Annotated in this window: 12 protein-coding genes; 8 read left to right on the forward strand and 4 right to left on the reverse strand. The window is 60.4% G+C overall.

Annotation, left to right across the window (positions count from 1 at the left end):
• The first annotated feature begins 21 nt into the window (after positions 1-21).
• From ACJ8HN_RS02205 to ACJ8HN_RS02240, 8 genes are all read left to right on the forward strand, one after another.
• Positions 22-2,547, forward strand: coding sequence for an outer membrane usher protein (locus ACJ8HN_RS02205; protein ID WP_442522991.1), 2,526 nt, complete (start codon positions 22-24; stop codon positions 2,545-2,547).
• A 33-nt stretch (positions 2,548-2,580) separates the two neighbouring features.
• The gene (locus tag ACJ8HN_RS02210; protein WP_033635126.1) at positions 2,581-3,339 is read left to right on the forward strand and encodes a fimbria/pilus periplasmic chaperone; all 759 of its coding nucleotides are present in this window, start codon (positions 2,581-2,583) and stop codon (positions 3,337-3,339) included.
• A gap of 48 nt (positions 3,340-3,387) precedes the next feature.
• The gene (locus ACJ8HN_RS02215; protein ID WP_194243208.1) at positions 3,388-4,017 is read left to right on the forward strand and encodes a fimbrial protein; all 630 of its coding nucleotides are present in this window, start codon (positions 3,388-3,390) and stop codon (positions 4,015-4,017) included.
• 18 nt (positions 4,018-4,035) lie between these two features.
• Positions 4,036-4,521 (forward strand): fimbrial protein, encoded by a 486-nt coding sequence (locus tag ACJ8HN_RS02220; protein ID WP_232049649.1) that lies wholly within the window; start codon positions 4,036-4,038, stop codon positions 4,519-4,521.
• Between the two features lie 15 nt (positions 4,522-4,536).
• Positions 4,537-5,028 (forward strand): fimbrial protein, encoded by a 492-nt coding sequence (locus tag ACJ8HN_RS02225; protein ID WP_051917615.1) that lies wholly within the window; start codon positions 4,537-4,539, stop codon positions 5,026-5,028.
• Between the two features lie 14 nt (positions 5,029-5,042).
• Entirely contained in the window at positions 5,043-5,585 is a 543-nt protein-coding gene (locus ACJ8HN_RS02230; RefSeq protein ID WP_371317395.1) for a fimbrial protein, read from the forward strand.
• 73 nt (positions 5,586-5,658) lie between these two features.
• On the forward strand, positions 5,659-6,480 hold the full coding sequence (locus ACJ8HN_RS02235; RefSeq protein ID WP_223181969.1) for an MrpH family fimbial adhesin: 822 nt from the start codon (positions 5,659-5,661) through the stop codon (positions 6,478-6,480).
• Positions 6,481-6,589: 109 nt separating this feature from the next.
• Positions 6,590-7,291, forward strand: coding sequence for a helix-turn-helix transcriptional regulator (locus tag ACJ8HN_RS02240; protein ID WP_080434115.1), 702 nt, complete (start codon positions 6,590-6,592; stop codon positions 7,289-7,291).
• Here the strand turns inward: ACJ8HN_RS02240 and ACJ8HN_RS02245 are convergent.
• From ACJ8HN_RS02245 to pqqU, 4 genes are all read right to left on the reverse strand, one after another.
• Positions 7,256-7,435, reverse strand: coding sequence for a hypothetical protein (locus tag ACJ8HN_RS02245; protein WP_033635123.1), 180 nt, complete (start codon positions 7,433-7,435; stop codon positions 7,256-7,258). The two genes, ACJ8HN_RS02240 and ACJ8HN_RS02245, sit on opposite strands and share 36 nt — an antisense overlap.
• A complete protein-coding gene (locus ACJ8HN_RS02250; protein WP_033638531.1) occupies positions 7,432-7,617 on the reverse strand; it encodes a hypothetical protein in 186 nt (61 codons plus the stop codon). Before ACJ8HN_RS02250 ends, ACJ8HN_RS02245 begins: the two co-directional genes overlap by 4 nt.
• Before the next feature lie 226 nt (positions 7,618-7,843).
• The gene (locus tag ACJ8HN_RS02255; RefSeq protein WP_049211400.1) at positions 7,844-10,216 is read right to left on the reverse strand and encodes a glucose/quinate/shikimate family membrane-bound PQQ-dependent dehydrogenase; all 2,373 of its coding nucleotides are present in this window, start codon (positions 10,214-10,216) and stop codon (positions 7,844-7,846) included.
• Positions 10,217-10,363: 147 nt separating this feature from the next.
• Entirely contained in the window at positions 10,364-12,493 is a 2,130-nt protein-coding gene (gene pqqU / locus ACJ8HN_RS02260; protein ID WP_049234665.1) for a TonB-dependent receptor PqqU, read from the reverse strand.
• Between the last annotated feature and the right edge of the window lie 484 nt (positions 12,494-12,977).

Here is a 12,977-nt window from a genome sequence, read left to right on the forward strand (position 1 = left end):
TATACGATAAAGGTTAGGGATATGATGTTATCACCTGCTGGGAAGCTATTTCGATTTCAGGTTTTGGGGTTATGTATCACGCTGGCACTGGGAAGTTCATCAACGCGTGTTTACGCTGAAGACGGTATTCAATTTAATACCGACATTCTGGATGTTAACGATCGGAAAAATATCGACCTAAGCCAATTTTCCCGCAGCGGCTACATTATGCCGGGGAGTTACAGCATGGTGGTTCATATCAATAAAAACGAACTGCCGGAGCAAAAAATATCGTTTTATCCGCCGGACAGCGATCCGGACGGTAGCCGGGCCTGCATCACCAAAGCGTTGGTCGAACAATTGGGGCTGAAGCAAGAGATGATGCGATCGCTCAGCTGGTGGCATCAGGGTGAGTGTCTGGACGAATCCAGCCTGAAGGGCATGGCGTCGCGCGGCGATCTTGCGACGGCTGCGCTCTATCTGAGCGTGCCGCAGGCTTATATGGAGTACAGCTCGGAAGACTGGGATCCGCCGTCGCGCTGGGATGAGGGCATTCCGGGGTTGTTGTTCGACTATAACCTCAATGCTCAAAGCCGGCATCAGCAAAAGGAGGGCACTCGCGAGTATAGCGTCAGCGGCAACGGTACCGCCGGCGCCAACCTCGGCGCCTGGCGTCTGCGCGCCGACTGGCAGGGGCAGCTTAACCATCAAACCGGTGTCGGGCAGCCTACCGATAAGAAGTTGGAGTGGAGCCGCTATTACGCCTACCGCGCCGTCCCCGCGCTGCGTTCGCGCCTGACGCTGGGTGAAGACTATTTGGATTCGGGCATTTTCGAGAGCTTCCGTTTTTCAGGCGCGAGTCTGGTCTCCGACGACAATATGCTGCCGCCCAACCTGCGCGGCTATGCGCCAGAGGTGGTCGGCGTGGCCAAAACCAACGCCAAGGTGACCATCAGTCAGCAGGGGCGGGTCATTTATGAAACCCAGGTGGCGGCGGGGCCGTTCCGTATTCAGGACATCAATGACGCCATCTCCGGCGAGTTGGATGTGCGGGTGGAAGAACAGGACGGCAGCGTACAGGCGTTCAAGATGAACACCGCCAGCATTCCGTATCTGACCCGCCCGGGCTCGTGGCGTTTCAAACTGGCGGCGGGCAAGCCGTCCGACTGGCAACACCACGCTCGCGGGCCGCTGTTTGGCACCGGCGAATTCTCATGGGGCATCAGCAACGGCTGGTCGTTGTATGGCGGCGCGTTGGCGGGCGGCGATTATAACGCCCTTTCGCTGGGCGTGGGGCGCGATCTGATGATGTTCGGCGCGCTGTCGTTCGACGCCACCCAATCGCGGGCGCGCCTGCCGCAGCAGGAAAAAACGCTGAGCGGCGGTTCTTACCGGGTGAGCTATTCGAAAACCTTCGATGAGTTGGACAGCCAGGTCACCTTCGCCGGCTACCGTTTCTCGGAAGAAGACTACATGAGCATGAGCGAATACCTCGACGCGCGTTATTACGGTAATCGGGTCGGCAACAACAAGGAGATGTACACCATCACCTTTAACAAGCAGTTCCGCGACTGGGGGTTGAGCACCTACCTCAACTACAACCATCAGACTTATTGGGATCGCCCGGCCAATGACCGTTACAGCCTGACGGCGTCGCGCTATTTCGACATCGGCGACTTCAAAAACCTGAGCCTGTCGTTGTCGGCTTATCACAACCGTTACAACGAGACCAACGACGACGGCATGTATCTGTCGCTGTCAATGCCGTGGGGCAATGGTGCCACTCTCAGCTACAACACCACGGTGAATCGCAACGACAACACTCATCGCGTGGGGTACTACAACCGCGTCGACGAACACAACAACTATCAGGTGAGCGCCGGCAGCGCGCGTAGCGGCGCCAATTTGAACGGCTACTACAACCACGAGGGCGACGTGGCGCGTCTGAGCGCCAACGCCAGCTATCAGGCCGGGCGCTACAGCGCCGTTGGCCTGTCCGCGCAGGGAGGGATGACCGTCACGCAGGAAGGCGGCGCGCTGCATCGCTCTACCGTTATGGGCGGTACGCGCCTGTTGCTGGACACCAACGGCGTAGCCGGGGTACCGGTGCGCGGCTACGGCAGCACCGTGAGCACCAACCGCTTCGGCAAGGCTGTGGTGGCGGACGTCAACAGCTATTACCGCAACAAGGCCAGCATCGATCTGAACAAGCTGGGAGACAACGCCGAGGCCACCCGATCGGTGGTGCAGGCCACCCTGACGGAAGGGGCGATTGGCTACCGCAAGTTCGATGTGATCGCCGGTGAGAAGGCAATGGCAATCGTCAAACTGGCGGACGGCAGTACGCCGCCGTTCGGCGCTACGGTGTTGAACGCCCGCAAACAGGAAACCGGCATCGTCAACGACGGCGGCAGCGTCTACCTGAGCGGCATCAACGCCGGTGAAACCATGACGGTCCACTGGAATGGCGCCGCACAGTGCCAAATACAGCTGCCGTCTTCGCTGCCGGCCGACATGCTGATGCGCACATTGTTGCTGCCTTGCCGGCCGCTCGCCCCGGCTGAATAAATTCATCATTCTGAATCTGGAGTAATCGACAACATGCAGAACATTTCCCTGAAGACCGCGGCGGCGATCGCCCTGTTGAGCACAGCGATGTCGCAGCAGGCATCGGCGGCGATCGCGCTCGATCGCACCCGGGTGATCTTTGACGGCGGCCAGAGCTCGGTCAGCCTGAACCTCAGCAACCAGAACAAACAGCTGCCGTATCTGGCGCAGGGTTGGCTGGAGGACGAGCAGGGCAACAAGATTCAGAGCCCGCTGGTGGTGCTGCCGCCGGTGCAGCGCATCGAGCCGGGCAAACCGAGCCAGATAAAGATTCAGGCGCTGCCGGCGGCCAAACAGCTGCCGCAGGATCGCGAGAGCCTGTACTACTTCAATTTGCGCGAGATCCCGCCGAAGAGCGACAAACCGAACACGCTGCAGATCGCGCTGCAAACGCGCATCAAGCTGTTTTACCGGCCGACGGCGATCGTGCCGAGCCGCGCCGACATGGCGACGCCGTGGCAAGAGCAACTGACACTGACGCGGCAGGGAGACGGCTATCAGGTCAATAACCCGACCCCTTATTACATCACCATTGTCGATGCCGGGAGCAAAAAGCACGGCGAAGGCGCGCAGGGTTTCGAGCCCTTCATGATCGCGCCCAAGAGCAATGCGCGGCTGACCGTGAGCGCGGCGGCCCTGGGCGGCAGCCCGGTGCTGACCTATATCAACGACTATGGCGGCCGGCCGCAGCTCAGTTTCAGCTGCAGCGGCGGCAGTTGCAAAGTGGTGCCGGAAAAGAAACCGGCTTCATAACCCTCTGTTCAGGCCGTTATCGACGGGAGAGTGACTCAGGTGCAAAGGATGAAACGAAAACTGAAAAAGGACAGCCTGCCGCAGCGCTGCGAATGGCGCTATTACGCCGCGATGGGCGGCCTGGCGCTGATGTTGCCGCTGCTATTGCCGAAAGCCGTCGCGGCCGACAACTGGCAGGTGGAAGGCGCCAACGGCGTGTTGCAGGTGCGCGGCGCGCTGACGGAGAGTGCCTGTCGGTTGGAGATGACCAGCGCGCGGCAGGATATTTGGCTGGGGGAAACCGGCACCGCACGCTTGCGGCAGGCCGGCGATCGCGGGCTGCCGGTGGCGTTCGAGCTGCGTCTGCAAGATTGTCTGCGCGCCTCGACCAGCCAGCGCGATGCGCGCACCGGCGCGCTGACCTGGGCGCCGAACCAACCGGCGGTGACGGTCAGCTTCGGCGCGCCGGCGGATATGGACAACCCACAGTTGGTGAAAGCGCAGGGCGTGTCTGGTCTGGGGCTGCGCCTGCTGGACGGCCGCGGCCGCGACGTTCGCCTGGGCAGCCGCGGTGAGCCGCTGATGCTGACGCCGGGGCAGAATACCTTGAGCTACACCGTCGCGCCGGAGCGAACCGCGGCGCCGTTGATGGCCGGCGCTTATCGGGCGGCGGTGGATTTTAGGCTGAGTTATGACTGAGGCGGCGAGATGGCGCAGATGATGAAACGAAGCCGAACGGCGCTCTGGCTGGCGGGGCTGTTGGCGCTGGTTCAACTGGCGGCTGAGGCGAACACCCTGGTGAACGTGCGGGTCACCGTGCTTTCCCCTCCCTGCGTTATCAACGGTGGGCAGCCTATCGAGGTGAATTTCGGCGATGAAGTGATGACCACCCGGATCGACGGCAGCAACTATCGGCGGCCGGTGAACTATACGCTGACGTGCAACGGGCAGAGCAGCAACGCTCTCAAACTGCAGGTTCAGGGGGCGGCGGCCGGTTTCGACGGTCAATTGTTGCGCACCAGCCAGGACGGACTGGGCATCGCGCTGCTTCACGGGGGCGGCCGCTGGCCGATCAATCAGTGGTTGAGTTTTACCTATCCCGTCACGCCGACGCTTGAGGCGGTGCCGGTGAAATCGGCCACTGCCAAACTGACAGCGGGCGAATTCACCGCCGGCGCGACGATGAAAGTGGACTATCAGTAACGCAGGAGCTAGAGCATGAAACAGCGTTTAACGGCGAGCGTGCTGCTGTGCGCCGGCGTGGTGTGCCACTTCGCCTGGGCGGAAAAAACGGTCGATATGCAGTTCCGCGGCACGCTGATCGAGCCGCCGCCCTGCACCATCAACGATGATGGCGTGATCGATGTGGATTTCGGCGATCGCGTCGGTATCAATAAGGTCGACGGCGTGAATTACCGGCAAACCATCGGCTATCGCATTACCTGCGAGCCGGGGATCGGCAAGTGGGACATGATGTTGAGCCTGAACGGCACGGCGACCTCTTTCGATGAGGCGGCGGTGCAAACCAACCACCGTTATCTGGGCATTCGCATTTACCAAAATGCCGCGCCATTCAAAGTGGGCAGTTCGCTGCCCATCGATCCGCTCAAGCCGCCGGTGCTGGAAGCAGTGCCTGTCAGCAAGGCGGGGGAAACCTTGACGGAAGGGGCGTTCGACGCCACGGCGACTCTGCAGGCTGACTACCAGTGAAGGAGGGAACACGTATGAAAATGACGCCAAGACGCCGCTGGGCGACGGCGGGGCTGTTGCTGTTTTCACTGGGCGCGAGCGGAATGGTGCGAGCGGCGGACAATCTCTATATGCACGGCGCGCTGGTGGCGGAGCCCTGTGTCATTCAGCCGGGCGACGAAGATATCCAACTGGATTTCGGCACCGTGGTCGACAAATACCTGTACCTGAATCAGCGCACGTTGAGCCAACCGTTCGAGCTGCGGCTGTCCGAATGCGATCTGAGCCTGGGAAAAACGGTGTCGATCACCTTCAAGGGCGAGGAAAACCCGCAGTTGCCGGGGTTGTTGGCGCTGGCGGCGAGCAGCGAGGCCAGCGGGATCGCCATCGGCATGGAAACCGCGCAAGGGCGGCCATTGCCGCTCAACAGCGCCGGCGGCAAATACCCGTTGCAGAACGGCAGTACGGTGATCGCCGTGCAGGCTTATGTGCGGGGCGAACCGGAGGCGCTGGCGAAGAAGACCATCGGTCGCGGCGCGTTCAACGCCATTGCGACTTTCAACCTGGACTATCAATAAACGCCGGGCCGGCCCGGTATTCGGCAAAACAGAATAAGGACCTGACGCGATGCAGCGTGCTCACTTCAGATGGATGTCTCTACTGCTTGGCCTGGCGCCGGGGCTGTGCTCGGCACAAATCTATTCGTACGTCACCCAAAGCACCGGCTCTCCCTCCAACGCTAGCTATAAGTTCGTGCTTGAAAGCTGGGATATGGACGACCTGTCGCCCAATCCCTGCTATCAGCAGGCAAATTGCGCTATCGGCATTAACCACCGGCATACCAGCACCAACACCGGGGGCACATCTTCGGTGTCACCGTCTGCCTACGTTGTCGGCTCGACGCGTTATCCGCAAATTACTCAATTGGCGACGATGGGCGAGCTCAGCCGTTTTTATCAAAGCATCTATCCGTTGCCGATACAGGGGAGCACTTCGCACGTGGGGGAGTCGATCACTCAGGAGTGCGTCGGGTTGTTTTACAACACGCGCTCCGGTTCCGCGGTAACGGGGAGCAATGCGCGCCTGATGCCCAGCAGCGTCTGCGGCATCGCGCCGCCGCCGGTCGGGGTGTGCGGCATTGATGAGCAGCAGCTCGATTTGAACCATGGCGTGCTGCAGGACACTGAACTGGCGGGTAATACCGCGCGCGGCAGTCTGCGGGTGGTGTGTTCGCAGAAGATGAATATCGTCATGTATATCCGCACCGGCAGCAGCGGCCGTTTGGATCTGGGCAACAACTCGGGCGTCTACAGCACGCTGCGCATCAATGGCGTGTTGGGCAATCAGGGCTATCCGTTCACTGCCGACACGAGCGGCATCACGTTGCCGGTCACTTCAACGCTCGGCGTGACCGGAACGGTCAAAGCCGGTGATTACTCTGGACAGTCGGTCGCCATTCTGGCGCTGCCGTAGCCGCTTGGTCGCGCTTAAGGCCGCGTATCACCGCAAGGCCGTCATCGGTCTTTTTATCGCTGATAAGCGGAAAGGATGACGTGCATCTGGGTGCGAAAAGGGAGATTTCATGGAGAAGGTACCGATGGGAAATAGTCTGTCCCTGGCGTTCATCGATAACGACCGCTTTTTTATTGAAGGGCTGCAGCGGGTGCTGCTGCCTTATTTTGCCCGCAGGGCGATTCCGGTTCGATTGCTGGATCCCGCCGCGGCGGCGCAGGCGGATATGGTGTTCCAGTCCGTGGAAAGGGATTGGCAGGCGCGATTCTGCCTGCGTGCCGCGGAGGGCGGTAAACAGATTAATTTTTCTCTGCGTGCGCCGGATGACACCCGTTGGCGCGACAAGCCGCGCTGCATCAGCGAATCGGGTGTGATCTTTCGCAACGATACGATCGGCCTCGTGCTGAGCCGGGTGGAACAGGCGCTGGCGTTGCAGACGTCTGATAGCGAAGCGCGCCGCTGTTATTGGTGCGAGCGGCAGCGCATTACCCGCCGCGAACAGGATGTGATGCGCTATCTGGCCTGGGAAATGCCGCCGACGGCGATAGCGCGTTATTTGGCGTTGAGCGTGAAGACCGTCAGTAACCACAAACAGGCAGCGATGAGAAAACTGGGGTTCAAACGCAACGTCGATTTATACCACTGGCTGCGGCAAGGGGGCCTGAAAACCGTAGAGCGGTCGCGAGGAGAGGGGTGCGGTTCAGGTGCGCGGCTTGGCGCCGGAACCGCTGCGGCGTCAATACAGCAGCGTCATCGCGCTGAAGAACAGTAGCGTCAACACGATGATGATGACGTTTTGTGTGGCTTTGCGCACCAGTTTGCTGGCGCTCAGCCGGCTGTCGATGATGTAGAGCAGCGGCACCATCAACAGCACGTAGGCGAACATCAGCATGGCGGTAAAGGGCTGCAGGTTCATTCATGCTCCTCTTGTGCGTCATCATGGCCGACCAGGTGCACCAGCACGGCCTCCGTCTGATGGGGCAAACCAATAAAATGCGCAGTGGCGGGGGAGTTCGCCGCGAGCGGCAGAGCGGCGCGCCGCGTCTTCACCGCCGCTTGCAGAATTTTCTTCCGATGCTTCCGAGTATGGTCGACCATGCGCCTCCGAATAAAGCCGCCCGCAGGCGGCCGATCGTTGTATTGCCCATTAAGCTGGAGAAGGATTTCGGGCCGCTGCCGGGGCCACGCACTCATAATATTGCGAATGATAACCATTATCAATATTGAGAGTAAAAAATTAAGGGTATTACGAGGGGCAGTCGGCGGGGCGGGAAAAGAAAAAGCACGCCTTGCGGCGTGCTTTGCGCGGTATTAACTGCAGCGGTTACTTCTGGTCGGGCAGGGCGTAAGCGACCAGATAGTCACCCAGCTTGGTGCCGAAGGAACCGTGGCCGCCGGCGAAGATCAGCACGTACTGCTTGCCGTTGACCTCATAGGTCATCGGCGTCGCCTGGCCGCCGGCCGGCAAGCGCGCTTCCCACAGTTTTTCACCGTTGGTCACGCTGAAGGCGCGCAGGTAGTTGTCTGCGGTGGCGCCGATGAAGAACACGTTACCGGCGGTGGTCACCGGGCCGCCCAGCATCGGCATGCCCATTTTGAACGGCAGCGGCAGCGGTGAGCTGTCGCGCACGGTGCCGATGCGTTTTTTCCACACGATGTCGTTGGTTTTCAGATCCACGGCGGAAATGTAACCCCAGGCCGGCTGTTTGCACGGCAGACCGAACGGTGACAGGAACGGGTTCAGGGTCACGCCGAACGGCACGCCATACTGCGGCTGCACGCCGGACTCGGTGCCGCTGCCGCCCTTGTCGCCTTCCGGCGGCTCAATCGGGTTGCCTGGGCCGCGTGGGATCAGCTTGGACACGAACGGCAGCGCGATCGGGTTGGCGATGGCGATTTCGCGATCGGTATCGACGGCCAGGCCGCCCCACTCGAACATGCCGAGGTTACCCGGGAACACCAGCGTGCCCTGCTCGGATGGCGGGGTGAAGGTGCCTTCATAACGCAGGCTGTGGAACATCACGCGGCAGACCAGCTGGTCATAGATTGTCGCGCCCCACATGTCCGCACCGGTCAGTTTCTTCTCAGGACGGAAGGTCAGCTCGGAGAACGGCTGGGTCGGCGACAGGCGGTCGCCTTTGGCCGGGCCCTGCGGTACCGGTTTCTCCGGCGCCGGCACCACCAGCTCGCCGTTGGTGCGGTTCAGCACGAAGATGTTGCCGGTTTTGGTCGGCACGTAGATGACCGGCACTTTTTTACCGCTCTTGTCGGTAATGTCCGCCAGGGTCGGCTGCGCCGGCACGTCCATATCCCACAGGTCGTGGTGTACCGTCTGATAGAACCAGGCCAGCTTGCCGGTGGAGGCGTTCAGCGCCAACAGGCCGCTGGCGTAGCGCTCCATTTCCGGGGTGCGATCGCCGCCCCAGATGTCCGGCGTGGAAACGCCCATCGGCAGATAGACGATATCCAGCTTGGCGTCATAGGCGGCCGGCGCCCAGGAGTTCGGCGAGTTCGGCACGAAGTGATGCTCGTCCGCCGGGATGGCGTTCGGATCTTTCGCGCCCGGATCGAAGGCCCACAGCAGCTTGCCGCTGTTGACGTCGAAGCCGCGAATGACGCCGGAAGGCTCGCGGTTGGAGTAGTTGTCGGTCACGGCGCCGGCGATGACGATCACTTTATCGGTGATCACCGGCGGCGAAGTCGGCTCGTAGTGGCCCGGCGTCGCATACGGCATGTTGCTCTGCAGGTTCAACTCGCCGTTGTTGGCGAAGTCCGGGCACGGTTTGCCGGTGTCGGCGTCCAGCGCGAACAGGCGGCCGTCGTTGACCGGCAGAATGATGCGGCGCGAGCACATCGCCGGTGCGGCATCGCCGGCGGCGCCCGCGGCTGCAGCGGTTTCGTGGTAAGACACGCCGCGGCAGGTGATGTGCTGGAAGGTCGGGTTGTACTTCAGCTGCGGATCAAATTTCCACTTTTCTTTACCGGTGGCGGCATCCAGCGCGAACAGCTTCTGGTGCGGCGTACACATGTAAAGGGTATCGCGGATCTTGATCGGCGTGACTTCGTTGGTGATCTCACCCGGATCGTTGGCGGTCTTCAGATCGCCGGTCTGGAAACGCCAAACCTCTTGCAGCTGGCCAACGTTTTTGTCGTTGATCTGGCTCAGCGGCGAGTAACGGGTGCCTTCCTGGGTGCGGCCATAGGCCGGCCAGTCGGCGCCGGTGGCGTCTTTCGGCTGCACCTGCGCGGCGTCGAGAGTGCCGTTGATCTCTTGCGGATCGTTGAATACGGCATAGGCCAGCGCGATGACGGTGATGACCAGCGCCGCGCTCAGCGCACCATAGGCGAACTTGCCGTTGGCGACCAGCTTACGGTAGATAAACGGCAGCACCAGCCACAGGCCGAAGAAGAAGGTGACGTCCAGGCGCGGCGTCAGCGCCCAGAAGTCCGGGCCGACTTCCCACAGGGCCCAAACGGTGGTGCCCAGCAGGAACACCGCGTACAGCAGCAGCGCGGTGGCGCGGCGGCGGAACAGCAGCCAAGAGGTCGCCAGCAGCACCAGCCCGGCGATGATGTAATACAGCGAACCGCCCAACTTGGCCAGCCAAATGCCGCCGCCGAGCAGATAAAGCCCGCTCAGCGCGGCAAATAGCGCCGTTATGACGATAAGCGGCGATAGTGACGCTTTATTTTGCATAGCAATACCCTTACCAAAAATGAAAGTCCCCGATTTAGAGATTAAGCCAAATCGGAAAAAACACGCGGTTTCTCCCTAATATTTCAGCGGGAAGCCGCTAGGGTGACGTAAAACCCATCCCGTCTTTTAACCTTAAGGTGCTTTGCCTTATTCAAAGCGGTAAGACAAGGTGGCGCCGCCACCCCAGTTGCGACCCGGCGCCGGCTCGAAATAGCGGCCGTTGCCTTCGTTGACGATCACCGAACCGACGTAACGGCGATCGAACACATTGTCTACCCGGCTGAACACGTCCAGCGCCCAGCGGTTCCAGGTAAAGCGATAACCGGCGTTTACGCCGGCCACGGTGTAAGAGGGCGCCTGCGCGCTGTTGGCGTCGTTGGCCTGAATGTCGCTCATGTAGCGCAGCTCCGCGCCGGCGTGCCAGCCTTCCGGCGGTGCCCAGGCCAGCGAGGCGTAGCCCATATTGCGTGCGATGCCCGGCAGGCGATTGCCGGCGGGGGTACAGCCGGATTTACCGCACATATCGCTGCGGTAGGTGGCGTCCAGCAGCGTCCAGGCCATATTCAGGCGCCAGTCCAGCGCAAACTCCTGATCCAGCGCCAGCTCGAGGCCGCGCCGCCGGGTTTTACCGGCGTTGGCATAGCTGGTGCGCCCGCCGCTGCTTTCCGCCACCACCAGTTCGTTGTCGGTCTCGGTCTGGAACAGGGCGGCGCTCACCAGGCCGTTGCCGAGGCGCAGCTTGCTGCCCAGCTCGACGGTGTCGCTGGTAGACGGCTGCAGGCCAATGTTGAGGCCCGCCTGGCCGTCGGGGCGGTATGAGAGCTCGTTGATGGTGGGGGTTTCAAAGCCGCGGCCGGCGGAGAGATAAAGGTTCCACGCCGGATTGATCTTGTAGTTGAGCGAGCCCATCGGCAGCCACTGGTGGTAGCGCTTGCTGCCGCTGTCGTCGCCGTTGCGCGGCGTGATGTAATAGTCGGTCGAGTCGAAGCTGACCGTGCTGTAGCGCAGGCCGGCATCCAGCGTCCAGTGCGGCGTCAGTTGCCAGGAGGTTTGCAGGTAAGGATCCAGGTTCCAGATGCGGTTCTTCTCGTTGCGCCGCTGGTCGCCTTTCTCGCCGTAGTCCACTGTGCCGTCTCGCAGAATAAAGTTTTCGAACCCCTGCCGGCGTTCGGTCATGGTTTCATAATCCAGACCGCCGATCAGTGTTACCGGTAACGATGCGAGAGTATCCTCATGCTTCCAGCGAGTGTCAATGCCCTGATATTTTCTTTCCAGCACGATCACCCCGCCGGCGTGGGTGGGGTTGAGCTGCGGCCCCATCGGGATCGATTGGTACTGCGTGGTGTGGCGCTCGCCGTGGTAGGCGGTCAGGGTCAGTTCGTCGCGTTCGCTCATCTGGCGTTGATAGCGCAGGCCGGCCTGGGTCTGGTCGAGCGATTTGCGGGTGTTGTATTGATCCGCGCGCGGCGCCTGGCGCGGGTTTTCCTTCCATTCCGCTTCGGTCAGGCCGCCCGGATCGCCGGCGTCAATCGAGACGCTGTTGAACATCAGCGTCAGGGTGCTGACGTCGTCCAGCCGCACGCCGAGCTTGCCGTTGCCGAGGTTTTTCCGCGCGGCGCTGTGATCGCGGTAGCCCTGGGTGGTAAAGCGGGTGCCGGAGATGGTGTAGTTGACGTCGCCGGCCTGGGTGCCGTCGCCGGTGGCGCCGGTCGCTTTCACCCCGTAGCGCCAGGTGTTGTCGCTGCCGAAATAGCCGCCGGCTTCCAGCGTCGGCGGCTGGGTGCCGGTAATAGTGTCAACATTGATGACCCCGCCCGAGGCGTTGCCGTACAGCGCGGAATAGGGGCCGCGCAGCACCTCGATGCGTTCGACGGAATTGATGTCGATATTGGAGGTTTGCCCCTGGCCGTCGGGCATGGTGGCGGGAATGCCGTCGACGTACATGCGCACCCCGCGCACGCCGAACATCGAGCGGCTACCGAACCCGCGTATCGACAGCTGCAGATCCTGCGCATAGTTTTGCCGGTTTTGGATCTGCAGGCCCGGCACGCTGCCGAGGTTTTCCGACAGGTTAATCTGCGGCGCGGCGTTGCGCAGGTCTTCGCCGTCGATCACGCTGACGGAGACCGGCGACCCCAGCTCCGTCAATCCGGTGGGTTGCGCCATCACCACCAGGGTGTCGCTGTCTTTTTGCTCCGCCGCCAGGGCCGAGCCGATACAGATCGGCTGCAGCAATAACAGGGTTGCCGGGGTCAAGGCGGGACGTTTTTTATTCATCAGATAATTCTGCCAATAATGCTGAAAGAGTTGCCCGCAAGGGGGCGAAAATAGCCATTTTTGACTCCCTGTACCGGCATTCAAGGGGAAGGAAACTGCATCCTGCAAAGAGTATAGGATATTCCGATATCGTATGCTTTGGAATAGCGCAGCCGAAAGAGGCGTGTTTTCAATTAAGAAAATTCTCTATTCAATAGCGATGTGCCGGGCGTTTTTAAATTACCCAGGCTTATATTAAACATAATCCTATTCGTTTTTTTAATTTGTTTATCTCATTTATTTTATTAATGAATGCAATGTGGTTAATTCATTAGTGGAAAATAAAAACATATTATATATGATTGATTTTTATCATATTTATTTATTTGTATTTTTGTGGCTTTATTTTTTATAAAAATAAAATAATATTCCCTCTTATGTTTTTTAGGTTTTCAGTTAACAGCTCAATCGTATAACGCTTACGGTATTTATGTCATGCATAAGT

The sequence above is a fragment of the Serratia sp. CY29653 genome, from assembly GCF_052169255.1.
GTDB classification, from domain to species: Bacteria; Pseudomonadota; Gammaproteobacteria; order Enterobacterales; family Enterobacteriaceae; genus Serratia; species Serratia sarumanii.

Bases quoted from the DNA above. Each gene is read 5' to 3' on its own strand.
- ACJ8HN_RS02205 (WP_442522991.1), top strand. From the start codon at position 22: ATGATGTTATCACCTGCTGGGAAGCTATTTCGATTTCAGGTTTTGGGG.
- ACJ8HN_RS02210 (WP_033635126.1), top strand. From the start codon at position 2,581: ATGCAGAACATTTCCCTGAAGACCGCGGCGGCGATCGCCCTGTTGAGC.
- ACJ8HN_RS02215 (WP_194243208.1), top strand. From the start codon at position 3,388: ATGAAACGAAAACTGAAAAAGGACAGCCTGCCGCAGCGCTGCGAATGG.
- ACJ8HN_RS02220 (WP_232049649.1), top strand. From the start codon at position 4,036: ATGATGAAACGAAGCCGAACGGCGCTCTGGCTGGCGGGGCTGTTGGCG.
- ACJ8HN_RS02225 (WP_051917615.1), top strand. From the start codon at position 4,537: ATGAAACAGCGTTTAACGGCGAGCGTGCTGCTGTGCGCCGGCGTGGTG.
- ACJ8HN_RS02230 (WP_371317395.1), top strand. From the start codon at position 5,043: ATGAAAATGACGCCAAGACGCCGCTGGGCGACGGCGGGGCTGTTGCTG.
- ACJ8HN_RS02235 (WP_223181969.1), top strand. From the start codon at position 5,659: ATGTCTCTACTGCTTGGCCTGGCGCCGGGGCTGTGCTCGGCACAAATC.
- ACJ8HN_RS02240 (WP_080434115.1), top strand. From the start codon at position 6,590: ATGGAGAAGGTACCGATGGGAAATAGTCTGTCCCTGGCGTTCATCGAT.
- ACJ8HN_RS02245 (WP_033635123.1), bottom strand. From the start codon at position 7,435: ATGAACCTGCAGCCCTTTACCGCCATGCTGATGTTCGCCTACGTGCTG.
- ACJ8HN_RS02250 (WP_033638531.1), bottom strand. From the start codon at position 7,617: ATGGTCGACCATACTCGGAAGCATCGGAAGAAAATTCTGCAAGCGGCG.
- ACJ8HN_RS02255 (WP_049211400.1), bottom strand. From the start codon at position 10,216: ATGCAAAATAAAGCGTCACTATCGCCGCTTATCGTCATAACGGCGCTA.
- pqqU (WP_049234665.1), bottom strand. From the start codon at position 12,493: ATGAATAAAAAACGTCCCGCCTTGACCCCGGCAACCCTGTTATTGCTG.